Below are 14,911 nucleotides of genomic sequence, written 5' to 3'. Positions count from 1 at the left end.
ACAGCTCATTAAGATGCTTTAAACAGCTTATAAAAGTTCTCAGTGGTCACGCGTGCAACCTCTTCCAGCGTAATACCTTTAACGTCCGCTACGCATTTTGCGACATCAGTAACGTAGGCTGGCTGATTCACTTTCCCACGATGAGGCACCGGTGCTAACCAGGGGCTGTCAGTTTCAATGAGTAGTTTGTCTAAAGGCAATGCTTTAACTGTGTCTCTTAATTCCGACGCATTTCGAAAAGACGCAATACCAGAAATGGAAATATAAAAGTCTAATGAGTCGATGGCTTCTTTTGCCATTTCGTAAGACTCGGTAAAGCAATGTAAAACACCGCCAGGTTTATCCGCGTGGCCTTGTTTTAACATAGCCAGGGTATCTTCACGGGCTTCCCGGGTATGAATAATAAGAGGTTTATTCAACTGCCCTGCTACAGCAATGTGCTGCTCGAAGTTGTTTTGTTGTTTCACTTTCGAGTCCGGATCATAAAAGTAATCCAACCCTGTTTCACCAATGGCAACAACCCTTGGTTCGCTGGCTAGCTCTGTTAACTTTGCCGCCATTTCATCAGCGCCCATACTCTCTTCATTGACGTAAAGGGGATGCACACCGCAGGATATAGAAACATTGTCATACGCAGAAACGGTATCGCGCATTTGCGGGTACTCATCAAGCGTGACACAAACACACAGCATATGCTCCACATTATTTTTGCGGGCATTTTCTACTAATCCAGCCAAGTCTGTACCGACTTTCTCTGGGTCAATACGATCTAAATGACAATGCGAATCAACAAACATCCAGTGCTCCGTTGCAATTAAGTTGCGCAAGAATTTAATAATGAACGGAACAGTTTACCATATTCAGACTTATGCTTGTGAGTCAGATAGTTTAATCGATGCCCTGTCGCCAGGTCTTTGGGGAGCAAGGTTAAAACGCAGGGCAACTGCCTGTTTTCAAACAGCCAGGTCACTTGTGTGCTGAAGTAAAAAGGACACGGCCGATCATGCAATGTCAGCGACACATCAAGTCTTTCGCCCAACTTATAGTAATGTTCACTGGTTTCAGGCATTAAAAATGATGTGTATTTAAAGAGTGGCACCATTCGCGTTGCCAACTCGTGAGCAGACTCAAGCTCAACAGATATAACGTGGGACATAAAGGCTCCGTTTATTGCAACAGGAGCCTTATTCTTCACCCAGCAAAAAGTGTGACCAACGGCTCCAGATAAGGGTTAATAATAACGGCAAATTAACGCCGGGGGAGCCCTGATATGTCTGACGTAACTGTCGGCATTCCGATACCCATTGACTGAGATGCGGCGCAGTCAACCAAGAGCATTGCGTTAATCGTTCATACCGCTCGCGCACGCCAGGAAAGTAAAAACGCTCAGCGGGAAGCCGGTTTAACTGAGCGAGCATATCGGATGCTAATCGCTCAGACGTATTCAACCACTCTGCCGCAACTGCTTTGTCTTTTAGCTCAGGTAGTGGGGTCAGCTTATGCAAAGCGTCGAATAGCTCCGCAGCTTGCGCAGTTTGTTCATCAGTTTGTTCGGCTTCAGGGTAAGGAATGCTGAGCCACTGCATGCGACTTCGCAATGTTGGCAATAATTGCTCAGGCTCTTTCGTTGATATTAGCCAACAGGTATCAGCAGGCGGCTCTTCAAGTACTTTCAGTAAAGCATTAGAGGCCTGCTCAGTCATTTTTTCAGCTTGTAAAATAACGGCAACTTTAAAACCACCCTGGTTTGCCTTATTCACAATGTTTTTTTGTAGGTCACGAACCTCATCGACCCCGATGCGACTGGCTTCTGTGCCATCGAGTATCCAGGTATCCGGATGGTTTCCCGCGGCGTACAGCAAGCACGATTTACATTGGTTACAAGCACTCTTCCCTTTCGACTGGCAAAGCAAATACTTGGTGAACTGCTCAATGAAGCTGTTACTGCCTTTGTCCGGGTAGTGTTTTAAGTAATATGCATGGGCTAACCGATTGCTTTCAAAAGCAGTCACTAAACGTAACCATGCGTCGCGTAACCAGGGAGCGGCCATTAAAACAAATTCTCCTCAAGGGTTCTTAGAATGGCTTTATGCACTTTTAACATAGGTTGATTCGCATCGATCACGAAAATCGACGGATCTTTCGCCGCAATGTTCAGGTAGGCCTGCCGTGTTCGTTTAAAAAACGCCAAGTCCTCTTCTTCTATTCTATCCAGCTCACCTCGCTCCCTGGCTCGCTCAAGACCCACTTCCTCATCAACATCCAGTAAGATGGTCAAATCGGGATAAAAACTGCCTAATGTTAACCCACGCAGTTTTTGTAAAAGTTCATCGCCAAGCTGTCTACCACCACCCTGGTAAGCCCGCGATGATAAATCATGACGATCACCAATAACCCAAGTGCCATTCATTAAGTGTGGCTTAATGACATTTTCGACTAGCTGTACACGGCTAGCGTACATGAGCAGCAGCTCGGTTGTCGGGACTAAGGTTTCATCCCACTTTTTCTTGACCAAGTCGCGTAACGACTCAGCCAACGGCGTTCCACCGGGTTCGCGCACGGCTTCAGTTTCAATACCTTTAGCTTGCAAATGCGTGATCACATTGGCGATAGCAGAACTTTTACCTGCTCCCTCCAGACCTTCAATAACAACAAACTTCCCTTTCATATTTACTCTTTATTTAGTTGGTAGCGGCGCACGGCTTTATTATGTTCTTCCAGCGTTTTTGAAAACACATGACCACCGGTGTCATCAGCAACAAAGTAATAGTACGGCGACTCGTCAGGGTTGGCGGCTGCTTCTAACGACGCCCGACTTGGCATAGCGATAGGTGTCGGCGGTAATCCATTAATTCTATAGGTGTTATAAGCCGTTTTCTCACGTAAATGTGCGCGTGTTAGATTACCGTCGAAGTTTTCAACACCGTATATTGTTGTCGGATCGGACTGCAACCGCATGCCAATAGCAAGTCGGTTTGCGAAAACGCTGGCAACCAAACTTCTCTCACCCGCTATGCCCGTTTCTTTCTCAATAATTGACGCTAAAACTAATAATTCATAAGGCGAGTCAACCGGACAATCATCTGAGCGTTCACTCCATACCTCAGCTAATGTGCGCTGCATTGACTCGTATGCGTCTCTTAAAATGCTCTCAGCTGACGAATACGCTCGATAAGTATAAGTTTCGGGCAATAGAAGACCTTCTAATGAGTCATAAGACGCCCCTAACTCGGCTCTTAAAGTGTCGGCAGCGGCTTTCGCGTTACCCGTTAAATAAGTTGCCTCGTTCAACTTTAACAGCCACTGCTCAAGCGTGTGACCTTCCACCAACGTCACTGAGAATTGAAGCTCGTCGCCGTTTGCGAGTTTTCTCCATACATCAAACCAATTATGCGTTGGCTTAATCTCGTAAACACCTGCTCTTAAATGACTTACCCCGCCAAGTAAGCGGCTAAAACCATAACTCAGCTGTGTATTATTCAGAACAGATTTATCAAGTGAATAATATTCGGTAATTTCTTCAATGACGTATCGAGCATGCTTTCCTTTGGGAAACTCAAATACAAGCGCTTCATTTTGATGAGCACTTCCAAAAGGCTGAGACAAATAATAGTAACCGTAGCCAAGCACCCCTGCGCCAATGACAATAAAAAAAAGAGCAATTAAAAACAAACGTTTAAGTAAAGTCATAAAGCCAGGCGTTGTATCTTATTGGGTAACGGATTATTTTCGAATACTTTACCATTAAATGAGTGAACAGGGACAGCGCCTCGGACGCTGTTGCAAATGAAAATTTGCTCTGCGCACGCCAGTTCAGTCGCTGTACAATCTTTTACGCTAAGGTTAGCGAGCGCATTGCTTTCTATGATGTATTGCCGCATAACGCCATTAACCCCTGCCGTTGTCAGTGACGGTGTAAACCACTGGTCACCCATCCGCCAAAATACATTACCTTGAATAGCCTCTATAACAGTGCCGTCACTGGTACAAACAATTAGGTCATCAACGCCTTTTTCCGACTTTTCAGCACTGAGCAACACTTGTTCTAAGCGATTTAATGTTTTTAGTCCCGCAAGCATAGGCTGTTGCGCCAAAACAAAGTCAGCCAACTCAATATCTAGAGGTTTTTGAGGTGTCGGTAATGAGCTTACCTGAATGTATTCATTGGCTTCTGCGCGCCTATCAAAGCCATAACCCTGGGCACTATTTCCCCGAGTTATAATCACTTTACACACCCCTTCCTCAACCTCTGCTGCCAATGTCTTCAACCGAACCTGTAAAGTGCTTATTGCCGGGTAATGGATGCGTAAAGCGTCGTTGGCATGAGCTAATCGGGCTACATGTGCGTCTAAGTGCTCTGGAACACCATTAACAATACGAAGAGTGGTGAAATGGCCATCGCCAAACTGAAGCCCTCGATCAAGAGCATCGAGATCAGTTGGATGATTATTAAAAAACTGTTTTATCAGTGTCATAACGAAAATAGGCGGAACCAAGGTTCCGCCTATTGTCTCAATAATTCTCTGAAAAATTAATCGTCAGAGTGATTATTTACGTAATCAATTGCTGCTTGAACAGTTTTGATTTTTTCAGCTTCTTCATCAGGAATTTCAGTTTCGAATTCTTCTTCCAAAGCCATAACCAATTCAACTGTGTCCAAAGAGTCAGCACCCAGGTCATTTTCAAATGACGCTTCAGGCTTAACTTCTTCTTCTTTAACACCCAGTTGCTCAATAATGATTTTCTTTACGCGTTCTTCAATAGTACTCATTTATAATATCCCTCAAATAGTCGTCGCGAGAGTGAAAGTTGGCCGTAGTTTAGTGAAACCAGCCCCATTAATAAAGTAAAAATTCCGATAAAGTTAAGAGGTCGTACCGCTGACCGCTTAAACCATCGCCATTCCGCCATTAACGTGAATGGTTTCACCGGTAATGTAAGCTGCTCCATCTGACGCCAAGAATGTCACCGCAGACGCAATTTCATCTGGCTTGCCTAATCGTGCAGCAGGAATATTAGCAAAAATACTTTCTTTTTGCTCTTCCGTTAACGCTTTTGTCATATCCGTATCAATAAATCCTGGTGCCACGCAGTTCACGGTAATACCTCGTGCTGCCACTTCTTTGGCCAAAGACTTACTGAAGCCAACCAGCCCCGCTTTCGCGGCGCAATAGTTAACCTGCCCAGGGTTCCCTGTGGTACCAACCACTGAACTGATATTAATAATGCGACCATTACGACGTTTCATCATGCCACGAACCACGGCTTTGCAGACACGGAAAATAGCCGTTAAATTGGTGTCGATAACAGAGTTCCACTCATCGTTTTTCATGCGCATCATTAAGTTGTCGCGAGTAATACCGGCATTATTGACCAGAATATCGATACTACCGAACTCTTTTTCAAGCGACTTTACTGTTTCCTGAACGCTATCAGCGTCAGTTACGTTCAAAGCAATACCTTTGCCTTTATCACCAAGGTAATCGGAAATAGCGGCCGCCCCTTTGTCTGAGGTTGAGGTGCCTATTACTGTTGCTCCTTGCTGAACAAGCTGCTGCGCGATTGCTTTGCCAATGCCACGACTAGCTCCTGTTACTAACGCAACTTTATTCTCCAAGCTCATCACTTATTCACCTTTTAAATTGAATTCAATGCATCAGCGCTGTTTAACGCTGAACAATTAAATGATTTAGTTATACGTTTATTCAAGCCCGTTAATACTTTCCCCGGACCGACTTCGAATGCTTTTTCCACGCCCATATCAGCAGCTTTCTCAACAGACTCTGTCCAACGCACCGGACAATAAAGCTGTCGGACCAATGCGTCTTTTATCGCTGCCGGATCTGTTTCAACCATGACATCAACATTATTGATAACGTCAATTACCGGTGACTTAACGGTAATATTCTCCAATTCCTGCTTTAATTTTTCGGCTGCTGGCTTCATTAACGCACAGTGCGAAGGCACGCTAACAGGCAGAGGTAAAACACGTTTAGCGCCTGCTTCTTTCAAGGCTTCGCCGGCACGGGAAACTGCTGAGGCATGACCGGCAATAACGACTTGCCCCGGTGAGTTATAATTTACCGGAGTGACAACTTCGCCCTGGGCCTGCTCTTCACAGATTTGCTTAATAACATCATCATCTAAACCGATAACGGCTGCCATTGCCCCTTCACCGTCAGCAACAGCTTCCTGCATAAACTTGCCGCGTGCTTCAACGAGTTTAACTGCATCTTTAAAGTCGATAGCACCTGCACAAACCAACGCCGAATATTCTCCCAGGCTGTGCCCTGCCATGACCAGGTCATCGCCTAGACCTTTGTCTTTGGCAACGCGATATAACGCAACGCTGGCAGTCAGTAACGCAGGTTGAGTGAACTGTGTTTCATTGAGCTGGTTATTGGGGTCTTGCTGCACAAGCTCCCACACGTCATAACCAAGTGCATCGCTTGCCTGTGCGAACGTCTCTTTTATGATCCCAAACTCGTCGGCTAATTCACCAAGCATACCAACGCTCTGCGAGCCTTGCCCCGGGAAAAATAACGCTGTCGTCATAACCACCCTCTTAATATCGAATTAATGCTGAGCCCCAGGCGAATCCACCACCAAAGGCTTCTAATAATAGGTTCTGCCCACGTTTAACGCGACCATCTTTAACTGCCCAGTCTAACGCAATTGGCACCGATGCGGCAGATGTATTACCTGTTTTGTCCAAAGTAATAACCACTTGTTCCATCGACATGTTTAATTTTTTTGCCGTCGCTTTAATAATTCGCAAGTTTGCCTGGTGTGGTACCAACCAATCCAATTCTTCCGGTGACATCTTATTCGCCGACAATGTATCGGTAACCAAGCTACTCAGTTTTGCCACAGCAACTTTGAAGACTTCATTGCCTTTCATGTACATCCAGGTATCGTCTTGCGGGTTAGCTTTGCGGTTTGCCTGTTTCGCCCCCAGTAAATGGCTGTATTCACCCGCGCTGTACAAATGCGTTGAAACAATGCCCGGCTCGTTACTTTGCTCGAGTATGACTGCACCGGCCCCATCACCGAACAGAACTAAGGTGTTTCTGTCGTTGGGGTTACACAGTCGCGCCAGAACATCGGTGCCAATAACTAAAGCACGCTTATATTGACCGGTTTTAATGAAGTTATCGGCGACCGATAGCGCAAAAATAAAGCCTGAACAAGCCGCACCAATATCAAATGCGGGAATATTTGTGACATCGAGCATTCGCTGAATTTCGCATGCAGCACTTGGAAACGCGTGCTCAGCCGAAGTTGTCGCCACAACGATAACGTCGATATCCCGAGCGTTTAGCTGACTACTTAATAAGGCTTGTTTCGCGGCTTCATAGCCAAGCGTTGCGGCTGACTCATTCGCAGCTGCAATTCGCCGTTCTTTAATGCCAGTACGTTCAGTAATCCATTCGTCTGATGTGTCAACACGGGTGGCAAGATCATCATTTGTAAGACGTTGCTCCGGTAAATAATGACCGGTACCAACAATTCTCGAGTATGTCATAACAACTCTGCATTTTAAGGCTGTTCAGATAAGACCGCTTCGACCCTATTTTTGATTCGGTCAGGAAGCTGCTCGTGCGCCTCTGCTACAGCTTGCTGGATAGCGCTGTAGAATGCTTCCGCATTGGCACTTCCGTGGCTTTTAATCACCACTTGGCGCAATCCTATCAAACTTGCTCCGTTGTAGTGGTCGGGCTTCAGCCTGTCCCACGATTTATGCGTACGTCGTTGTAAGAATTTGAAGAAAAATCGATACAGCCAATGAGAGTTTAGTGTTTCTCTCATTTGCTCAATAATAAAGGTTGCTAAGCCTTCGCAGCTTTTCAACGCAATGTTACCGACAAAACCATCGCAAACGATAACGTCGGAGCGGCCACTGAATAAATGGTTGCCTTCAATAAAGCCGTTGTAATTTAAACCTTCACACTGAGAAAGTCTGGCAGCGGCATTACGAACCACATCACTGCCTTTAATTTCTTCTTCGCCCATGTTGAGCAAGCTAATTTTCGGCTTTTCTATGTCCAGCAAATACTCAGCAGCTACCGAGCCCATTACACCAAACTGGAACAAGGTGTCAGAATCGCAGCTAGCGTTTGCGCCCAAATCAAGCAAAAACGATTTGCCACCGACACGGTTAGGAATCGCCGTCATCAGCGCAGGCCTTAAAACTCCGGGTAAGGTTTTTACCGTAAAATACGCATTCGTCATTAATGCGCCGGTATTACCGCCGCAGACCATTGCATGGCATTGTTCATTGGCAAGGGCTTGCAGTGCAAGACGCATAGACGAATTCGGTTTGCTACGTAAAGACTGACCAGGCTTGTCATCCATGAGAATGGTTTGCTCAGCATGAACCACGCTGACAGCAGTGCTTTCTTTAAGGTGATATTGCTTTAATAGCGGATTTATCTGGTCTTGGTGACCAAAAACTGTGAAGTGAGTATTGGGATAGTTTGAAACCGCTCTTTGCAGAGCTTCAATAACAATAGAGGGGCCATTATCGCCCCCCATTGCATCAATCGCTATATTAAGTTCAGGCATGGCCTGTCTTACTTATTAACGACCTTGCGACCTTTATAATAACCGTCGGCTGTTACGTGGTGACGACGATGCGTCTCACCCGTAGTTGAGTCAACCGACAGTGTTGGGCCGTCTATCGCATCGTGTGAACGACGCATGTCGCGTCTTGAACGACTTTTCTTACTTTTTTGAACAGCCATTTACGCTATCTCCTGATTATTTACGCTTTAATTCTTGTAATACGGCAAATGGGTTATCAGATTCGTCTTTATCAGACTCGTCGATTTCGCCCCATGTCATCGCATCACGGTCTACCTGACAAGACTTAGCGTCGTGCTTAGGTACTAAAGGCATTGCCAGAATTAATTCATCTTCGATAAGCCCATGCAGATTGATTTCACCGAATTCATTCGCCTCGATAGCTTCATAGCTTTCAGGGAAGTCATCAGCCACCTGCCGCTTAGTGACAGGAGCATACGCAAATTGCGCAAAAATATCAACTGCTAAAGGCGTATTGCAGCGTTCGCAACGTACTTGAACATGTACCTTTGCGTCACCTGCAAAATAGCTTATGCCTTGTTCATCAATACCAAACTCAACTTTGACGTCAGGATCAGGACATGACTCTACGAGCAACTCCTGAAACCGAGTTAACGTTTTTGCTGGTACTAAGCCCTCGTAAATGACCTTTTTATTGGCACATTTTACGGGGTCTACCGTTACGGGAATACGAACCTTTTGCATAGCGCGCGAATGTTACCTTAAGTTGGTGTTCAGTGGCAAGATAAATCGGACGTTACCGACAATTATCTACAATTAATTAACTCAGTGGATTAATTCCCTGAGATCTTAGCATATCCAGTAGCGCAATCGTCGGAAGTCCAATAAGAGTATTAGGGTCATTCCCTTTCATTTCACTGAACAAACTGACGCCCAGGCCTTCACTTTTAAAACTGCCGGCACAATCAAGCGGTTGCTCTAATTCAACATAACGAGCTATTTCATCAGCCGTTATATTATCCCGAAAGGTTACGAAGAACGGTTCAATTCTTACTTCGCACTGAGAAGTTTGGGAGTTTAATACAGCAAGCCCTGTATAAAAGGTCACCGTTTTGCCCACAAAGCTTTTTAGCTGCTCAATGGCTTTTTCCTCGGTACCCGGCTTGCCAAGAATTAAGCCGTCGCATACCGCGACTTGATCGGAACCAATAATAATAGATGGTTCACCATTAAGTTTTCTCGCCACAGCTTGTGCTTTTTCTTCCGCTAAACGCCCTACCAGCTGCTCTGGCTGCTCTTCATTAACTGCAGACTCATCAATGTCTGGCTTTACGACGTTATAAATTAAGTGCAGTTTGTCCATTATAGCCCGACGGTATTTTGAACCAGAGCCAAGCACTAGGGGGAGTGTCATAACCTCTCCTTTAAAATAAAGTTCGAAAGTTCAGTCAGAGATGACGCAATATATTCAGCGCCTGCCGCTTTTAGTTGGTCGGCCCGGTGCGCGCCCATAGTCACTCCAATAGGGAAAACACCAGCGGCACTGGCCATTTTCATATCATGTATTGAGTCGCCCACCATAACTGTATTGTCAGGCGAATAGCCTGCCTCATGCATTAATTCTATGAGCATATCTGGGTTCGGCTTGCCTTTTGATTCATTGGCGCAACGGGAATAAGGAAAGAACTGGGCCATATTCGTTTCCTGCCACACTCTGTCCAGGCCTCTTCGAGCTTTGCCAGTTGCAACCCCAAGTTGCACATTGCTTGAACGCAACGCTTCAAGCGAGTTAACGGCATCGTCAAACATGGGCGATGCTACTGTGTTCAGTGTGACGTATTCGTCTTTGTAACGCTCTAAAAAAATCTGCTTTTTTTGGGAGTCCAAAACACCAAAAAGCCTTTCAATAGCAGGCTCCAAACTAAGCCCTATGATATCTTTTGTCGCCTGCTCTGAGGGTACAGCTAAACCAATGTGTTCGGCAGTCCGCTGCATTGACGAAACGATACGGCCAATGGAATCCATTAAGGTTCCATCCCAGTCAAAAACAACGAATTGAAATTTCGACATTACGGCAACCTACATCATTGTTTGGTTAGCTTCGACAGCGTCGCGCTGAGGTTTTCATCTAAGGGCGCTTCGAACTGCACGTCTTTTTCCGTTTCTGGGTGCTTAAATGAAAGCTTCCAGGCGTGTAAGAATAGTCGCGTCAGTCCTTTAGACGCCATTAACTCGTCAAAGTCAGTGTCACCATATTTAGGATCTTTAGCGATAGGGTGTCCTGCGTGCAAGCAATGCACTCGAATTTGGTGCGTCCGGCCAGTCAACGGCGATGCTTCTACAAGGGTCGCCTCGGCGTAGCGCTGGTAAATACGAAAGCGCGTTTGCGACGGTTTACCTTCTGCACTGACACGAACAACCCGTTCACCAGATTGAAGCGTATTCTTTTGTAGAGGTGCTTCTACCATACGCACCCTTTTTTGCCACTGTCCTCTAACTAACGCCAAATACTGCTTATTCATTTCTTTGTTGCGCAACTGTTCATGCAGTAACTTCAGCACTGAGCGCTTTTTCGCAACCAAAAGAATGCCACTGGTGTCCCTGTCTATTCGGTGCACCAACTCTAAGTGCTTGTCATTAGGTCTTAGTGCCCTAAGCCCTTCAATCAATCCAAAATTTAATCCCGAACCGCCGTGCACGGCAAGACCCGAAGGTTTATTGACGACAATAAAAGACGCATCTTCGTACAGAATATGCTCTTCCAGCCGGGCTATTTTATCGAGTTTAGCCGAAGGCAAAGGTGCCTTTTCAGCAACTTTTACCGGCGGAATGCGAATTAAGTCGCCACTATTTATTTTATAGTCTGGCTTAGCCCGTTTTTTATTAACCCGCACCTCGCCTTTACGAATAATTCGATAAACCAGTGACTTTGGCACTTTGTTTAATTGGGCAATAAGGAAATTGTCCAGGCGCTGCCCCGATTCATCGGTCAGTACGGTATGCCAGCGGACTTTTTGTTGAATGCTCTTCATGGCGGTATTTTAGCACGCTTCCTAGCAATATTCAGTGAAATTAGCGCTTGTATTTTCGGCGTTTTTCGTGAAATAATTAAGTGTCAAAGTCCATCGTGGATGGCAGACAAAGAAACTAATTCGCGCAATCGTGTCAACAGAGCGACGCATTATCCACATCAGCATACGGTTGAAAAGTCTTAATCAAAGAGAATAAGCAAAAATCCGAGATGTTGATGGCACGGAAAAAGAACAGAGAAACCTCGCTCAAAAGAAAGAGCGATTGCAGACGTAACATATAGCGACAATATGACACCGGATGTAATGGTGTTATCGGCACAGTCAAAATCATTTTAACCACACGTTTCAATGACGGGTGGCACAGGCGCTAAGCCTGTACAACAGACGAATTCGATAATCGCACGAGCACCAGAGTGTGTGTGTCATATTGTGGCCCGGAAACATTGAGTCACAGTAATGAAAAGAATGCTAATAAACGCCACGCAACTAGAAGAGTTGCGTGTTGCGTTGGTCGACGGCCAGCGCCTTTACGATCTGGATATTGAAAGTCCAGGACATGAACAAAAGAAAGCGAATATCTACAAGGGTAAAATAACCCGTATAGAGCCCAGCCTCGAAGCCGCTTTCGTCGATTATGGCGCAGAGCGTCATGGTTTCCTTCCTTTAAAAGAAATTGCCAAGACTTACTTTCCAGAGGGATATACCTTCCAGGGACGTCCAAACATTAAAGACGTTGTTTCTGAAGGTCAGGAAGTCATTGTTCAAATCGACAAAGAAGAGCGTGGTCAGAAAGGCGCGGCACTAACAACCTTTATTTCTTTGGCAGGCAGTTATCTGGTATTAATGCCAAATAACCCTCGTGCCGGCGGTATTTCTCGCCGTATTGAAGGCGACGAGCGCTCTGCCTTAAAAGAAGCATTGTCAGAAATCAACGTGCCGAAAGAAATGGGCCTTATTGTCCGTACCGCAGGCGTTGGCAAATCAAAAGAAGAATTAGAGTGGGACTTAAACGTTCTTATTCATCATTGGGAAGCTATTAGCAAAGCGGCTACCGAGCGCCCTGCTCCATTCTTGATTCACCAGGAAAGTAACGTCATTTTCCGCGCCCTTCGTGACTATTTACGTCGTGACATTGGCGAAGTGCTTATCGATAGCCCGAAAGTCTATGAGCAGGTACGTAATCATATTCAAATTATTCGTCCTGACTTCTTGCAGCGCGTTAAGCAATATGAAGGCGATGTTCCATTATTCAGCCATTACCAAATTGAGAGCCAAATTGAGTCAGCGTTCCAACGTGAAGTTCGTCTACCTTCAGGTGGCTCAATTGTTATTGATCCGACCGAAGCTCTAACTTCAATAGATATCAACTCGTCACGCGCAACTAAAGGCGGCGATATTGAAGAAACGGCGCTGCAAACAAACCTAGAAGCGGCTGAAGAAATTGCGCGGCAACTGAGACTTCGTGATGTTGGTGGCTTAGTCGTTATCGACTTTATTGACATGACACCCGCCAGACACCAACGCGATGTTGAAAATCGACTACGTGACAGTCTTGCACAAGACCGTGCCCGTATTCAGGTGGCTCGCATTTCGCGTTTTGGCTTAATGGAAATGTCTCGTCAGCGTCTGCGTCCGTCACTTGGTGAGTCGGCAAACAATGTATGTCCTCGCTGTAATGGTCAGGGTACTATTCGCTCTAGTGACTCGTTAGCCTTGTCTATTCTGCGTCTCATTGAAGAAGAAGCGCTGAAAGACAACACCATACAGGTTCATGCACAAGTACCGGTAGACGTAGCAACGTATTTGTTGAACGAAAAACGTCAGTCGCTAAATCATATTGAGAAGCGTCATGATGTTAAAATCGTGATTATTCCAAACCATCACTTAGAAACGCCACACTTCGAAGTACTGCGTATCCGTGATGATGAAGTGCCAGAAGCAGCAAGCTTTGAGTTGGTACAAAAGCCAGAACAACATGAGTCATCGGTTTCTATTACCTTAACTCAAGAGTCTGCTAAGTTTGACGAACCGGCACTAAAAGGTTTACAAGCGCCAAGTGCAGCACCTACCCCTGCTCCTGCGCCAACACCGAAACAGCCTGAGAAACCGTCTTTATTAAAACGCTTATCGACTTGGCTGGGTAAACTTTTCGAGAGTGAAGAAGAAACCGATAAGAACAAGCAAAGCTCTAATCAGAGTAGACCAAACCAGCGTCGAAACAACAATAACCGCCGTGGCCGTGGTCGTCGTCCTGCTAATCGTCAGCAGCAAGGTCGTAATAATACGGCGGACAAAGCGGCTGCAGATTCTGCGAAATCGGATAAGAGCGCAGATGAAACGAAAGGTTCAAATAACAAGCCGAACCGCGGTAGAAACGATCGTAGACGTCGCGGCGGACGTAATCGTAACCAGCAACAGAATGCTCAAGGTGCTAATGCTCAGGTGAAGCAAAGCGCTGAGCAAGCGCCGCAAACTGAGACAGCGCCTGAGAAACCGAAAGAAGTTAAGCCTCGCCGCCAACGTAAACCAATGGAAAAATCCGTTCGCGTTAAAGGCGATGGTTCAGTTGAGAACCAGGCATCACAACAGCCAGCTCCTCAGGCTCAGAAAGATAATTCTGTCGCTAAAGAAGCTGAAGCGAAAAAGCCAGTTGAGCAAAATGCCGAGTCATCAGCACCGGTAGAGAAAAATACCAATGAGCAAACTCAACAGCGTACTTTAGATCCTCGCATTCAGGCAGCTGCTGAACTTGTTGAAAACAAAGAGCACTTACCGGTTAACGAGCAAAAGTCTGCTGAGGAACCTGCTCCTGAAGCCTCAGAAGCTCCGGAAAACCAGGTTCAGACTCCTGAGCCAAGTGCCGAGGAATCACAGCCTGAGCAACCGGAAACTGTTGCAGCAACAGACGCTAGCGATACGACAGAACCTGCTGAAGTGGCGGAGACTGAATCAGAGTCAGCTCCTTCAGTGGAAAGTGAAGCTTCGGAGCCAGTTGCGGAACAAGCTCAAGAAGACGTCTCTGAGAAAAAAGCGCGCAACCGTTCACGCCGTTCTCCAAGACATCAAAGAGCAGCGGGACAGCAACGTAAGCAAAACCGGGAAAATAAAGCGTCTAACGAGACTCCGATAATTCCAGCTCGTGATCTTAGTGGCTCAGCCTTTTCTCCAATGACTAAGGCATCTGCCGTTGAAAGACAAACACCTTTCCAGGCTCTGAATGTTGCCTCAGGAGAAAGTCGTTTAACGTTCGTCAGAGATGAACAAACGGCAGGCTATGCCAATGCCCGTTCCCGTTCATTTGCTGAAATGACGAAATGTGACTAGCACAAAAAAGC

17 protein-coding genes are annotated in these 14,911 nt (G+C 45.9%); 1 reads left to right on the top strand and 16 read right to left on the bottom strand.

Annotated elements, in window-relative coordinates:
- Positions 1-8 precede the first annotated feature (8 nt).
- The 16 genes from BLT32_RS07935 to rluC all read right to left on the bottom strand — a co-directional run bounded on the left by BLT32_RS07935 (position 9) and on the right by rluC (position 11,576).
- Positions 9-797 (bottom strand): TatD family hydrolase, encoded by a 789-nt coding sequence (locus tag BLT32_RS07935; RefSeq protein WP_053953781.1) that lies wholly within the window; start codon positions 795-797, stop codon positions 9-11.
- Between the two features lie 17 nt (positions 798-814).
- Positions 815-1,156: a hypothetical protein gene (locus tag BLT32_RS07930; protein WP_053953782.1), complete on the bottom strand. Its 342-nt coding sequence runs from the start codon at positions 1,154-1,156 to the stop codon at positions 815-817.
- Positions 1,157-1,184: 28 nt separating this feature from the next.
- The gene (locus tag BLT32_RS07925; protein WP_053953783.1) at positions 1,185-2,051 is read right to left on the bottom strand and encodes a DNA polymerase III delta subunit-related protein; all 867 of its coding nucleotides are present in this window, start codon (positions 2,049-2,051) and stop codon (positions 1,185-1,187) included.
- Positions 2,051-2,668 (bottom strand): dTMP kinase, encoded by a 618-nt coding sequence (tmk, locus tag BLT32_RS07920; RefSeq protein WP_053953784.1) that lies wholly within the window; start codon positions 2,666-2,668, stop codon positions 2,051-2,053. The genes BLT32_RS07925 and tmk overlap by 1 nt, the downstream gene beginning before the upstream one ends.
- Before the next feature lie 2 nt (positions 2,669-2,670).
- On the bottom strand, positions 2,671-3,690 hold the full coding sequence (gene mltG, locus BLT32_RS07915; RefSeq protein WP_053953785.1) for an endolytic transglycosylase MltG: 1,020 nt from the start codon (positions 3,688-3,690) through the stop codon (positions 2,671-2,673).
- Entirely contained in the window at positions 3,687-4,496 is an 810-nt protein-coding gene (gene pabC, locus BLT32_RS07910; protein ID WP_235443985.1) for an aminodeoxychorismate lyase, read from the bottom strand. The genes mltG and pabC overlap by 4 nt, the downstream gene beginning before the upstream one ends.
- A gap of 35 nt (positions 4,497-4,531) precedes the next feature.
- Positions 4,532-4,771 (bottom strand): acyl carrier protein, encoded by a 240-nt coding sequence (gene acpP, locus BLT32_RS07905; protein WP_053953786.1) that lies wholly within the window; start codon positions 4,769-4,771, stop codon positions 4,532-4,534.
- A gap of 117 nt (positions 4,772-4,888) precedes the next feature.
- On the bottom strand, positions 4,889-5,623 hold the full coding sequence (fabG, locus tag BLT32_RS07900; protein ID WP_053953787.1) for a 3-oxoacyl-ACP reductase FabG: 735 nt from the start codon (positions 5,621-5,623) through the stop codon (positions 4,889-4,891).
- A 14-nt stretch (positions 5,624-5,637) separates the two neighbouring features.
- The gene (gene fabD / locus BLT32_RS07895; RefSeq protein WP_053953788.1) at positions 5,638-6,555 is read right to left on the bottom strand and encodes an ACP S-malonyltransferase; all 918 of its coding nucleotides are present in this window, start codon (positions 6,553-6,555) and stop codon (positions 5,638-5,640) included.
- Between the two features lie 10 nt (positions 6,556-6,565).
- Positions 6,566-7,525 (bottom strand): beta-ketoacyl-ACP synthase III, encoded by a 960-nt coding sequence (locus BLT32_RS07890; RefSeq protein ID WP_053953789.1) that lies wholly within the window; start codon positions 7,523-7,525, stop codon positions 6,566-6,568.
- A gap of 14 nt (positions 7,526-7,539) precedes the next feature.
- Positions 7,540-8,565 carry a phosphate acyltransferase PlsX gene (gene plsX, locus BLT32_RS07885; RefSeq protein WP_053953790.1) on the bottom strand — a complete coding sequence of 342 codons (1,026 nt, stop codon included), beginning with the start codon at positions 8,563-8,565 and terminating at the stop codon, positions 7,540-7,542.
- 8 nt (positions 8,566-8,573) lie between these two features.
- Positions 8,574-8,744 carry a 50S ribosomal protein L32 gene (gene rpmF / locus BLT32_RS07880; protein WP_011234590.1) on the bottom strand — a complete coding sequence of 57 codons (171 nt, stop codon included), beginning with the start codon at positions 8,742-8,744 and terminating at the stop codon, positions 8,574-8,576.
- 16 nt (positions 8,745-8,760) lie between these two features.
- Positions 8,761-9,288 carry a 23S rRNA accumulation protein YceD gene (gene yceD, locus BLT32_RS07875; RefSeq protein WP_053953791.1) on the bottom strand — a complete coding sequence of 176 codons (528 nt, stop codon included), beginning with the start codon at positions 9,286-9,288 and terminating at the stop codon, positions 8,761-8,763.
- Between the two features lie 76 nt (positions 9,289-9,364).
- Entirely contained in the window at positions 9,365-9,958 is a 594-nt protein-coding gene (locus tag BLT32_RS07870; protein WP_053953792.1) for a Maf family protein, read from the bottom strand.
- The gene (locus BLT32_RS07865) at positions 9,955-10,614 is read right to left on the bottom strand and encodes an HAD-IA family hydrolase (protein ID WP_053953793.1); all 660 of its coding nucleotides are present in this window, start codon (positions 10,612-10,614) and stop codon (positions 9,955-9,957) included. Before BLT32_RS07865 ends, BLT32_RS07870 begins: the two co-directional genes overlap by 4 nt.
- A 14-nt stretch (positions 10,615-10,628) precedes the next feature.
- Positions 10,629-11,576, bottom strand: a complete 948-nt coding sequence (rluC, locus tag BLT32_RS07860; RefSeq protein ID WP_053953794.1) for a 23S rRNA pseudouridine(955/2504/2580) synthase RluC — start codon at positions 11,574-11,576, stop codon at positions 10,629-10,631.
- Between the two features lie 456 nt (positions 11,577-12,032).
- Here rluC and rne point away from each other — a divergent pair, with 456 nt between their 5' ends.
- Positions 12,033-14,900 (top strand): ribonuclease E, encoded by a 2,868-nt coding sequence (rne, locus tag BLT32_RS07855; protein ID WP_082343228.1) that lies wholly within the window; start codon positions 12,033-12,035, stop codon positions 14,898-14,900.
- The last annotated feature ends 11 nt before the right edge of the window (positions 14,901-14,911 follow it).

Origin of the sequence: Idiomarina zobellii, assembly GCF_900100855.1 — a bacterium.
Taxonomy (GTDB): domain Bacteria; phylum Pseudomonadota; class Gammaproteobacteria; order Enterobacterales; family Alteromonadaceae; genus Idiomarina; species Idiomarina zobellii.
The sequence above is the reverse complement of the archived record's forward strand: the minus strand, read 5'-3'. Positions and strand labels throughout refer to the sequence as shown.

Bases quoted from the DNA above. Each gene is read 5' to 3' on its own strand.
- BLT32_RS07935 (WP_053953781.1), bottom strand. From the start codon at position 797: ATGTTTGTTGATTCGCATTGTCATTTAGATCGTATTGACCCAGAGAAA.
- BLT32_RS07930 (WP_053953782.1), bottom strand. From the start codon at position 1,156: ATGTCCCACGTTATATCTGTTGAGCTTGAGTCTGCTCACGAGTTGGCA.
- BLT32_RS07925 (WP_053953783.1), bottom strand. From the start codon at position 2,051: ATGGCCGCTCCCTGGTTACGCGACGCATGGTTACGTTTAGTGACTGCT.
- tmk (WP_053953784.1), bottom strand. From the start codon at position 2,668: ATGAAAGGGAAGTTTGTTGTTATTGAAGGTCTGGAGGGAGCAGGTAAA.
- mltG (WP_053953785.1), bottom strand. From the start codon at position 3,690: ATGACTTTACTTAAACGTTTGTTTTTAATTGCTCTTTTTTTTATTGTC.
- acpP (WP_053953786.1), bottom strand. From the start codon at position 4,771: ATGAGTACTATTGAAGAACGCGTAAAGAAAATCATTATTGAGCAACTG.
- fabG (WP_053953787.1), bottom strand. From the start codon at position 5,623: ATGAGCTTGGAGAATAAAGTTGCGTTAGTAACAGGAGCTAGTCGTGGC.
- fabD (WP_053953788.1), bottom strand. From the start codon at position 6,555: ATGACGACAGCGTTATTTTTCCCGGGGCAAGGCTCGCAGAGCGTTGGT.
- BLT32_RS07890 (WP_053953789.1), bottom strand. From the start codon at position 7,525: ATGACATACTCGAGAATTGTTGGTACCGGTCATTATTTACCGGAGCAA.
- plsX (WP_053953790.1), bottom strand. From the start codon at position 8,565: ATGCCTGAACTTAATATAGCGATTGATGCAATGGGGGGCGATAATGGC.
- rpmF (WP_011234590.1), bottom strand. From the start codon at position 8,744: ATGGCTGTTCAAAAAAGTAAGAAAAGTCGTTCAAGACGCGACATGCGT.
- yceD (WP_053953791.1), bottom strand. From the start codon at position 9,288: ATGCAAAAGGTTCGTATTCCCGTAACGGTAGACCCCGTAAAATGTGCC.
- BLT32_RS07870 (WP_053953792.1), bottom strand. From the start codon at position 9,958: ATGACACTCCCCCTAGTGCTTGGCTCTGGTTCAAAATACCGTCGGGCT.
- BLT32_RS07865 (WP_053953793.1), bottom strand. From the start codon at position 10,614: ATGTCGAAATTTCAATTCGTTGTTTTTGACTGGGATGGAACCTTAATG.
- rluC (WP_053953794.1), bottom strand. From the start codon at position 11,576: ATGAAGAGCATTCAACAAAAAGTCCGCTGGCATACCGTACTGACCGAT.
- rne (WP_082343228.1), top strand. From the start codon at position 12,033: ATGAAAAGAATGCTAATAAACGCCACGCAACTAGAAGAGTTGCGTGTT.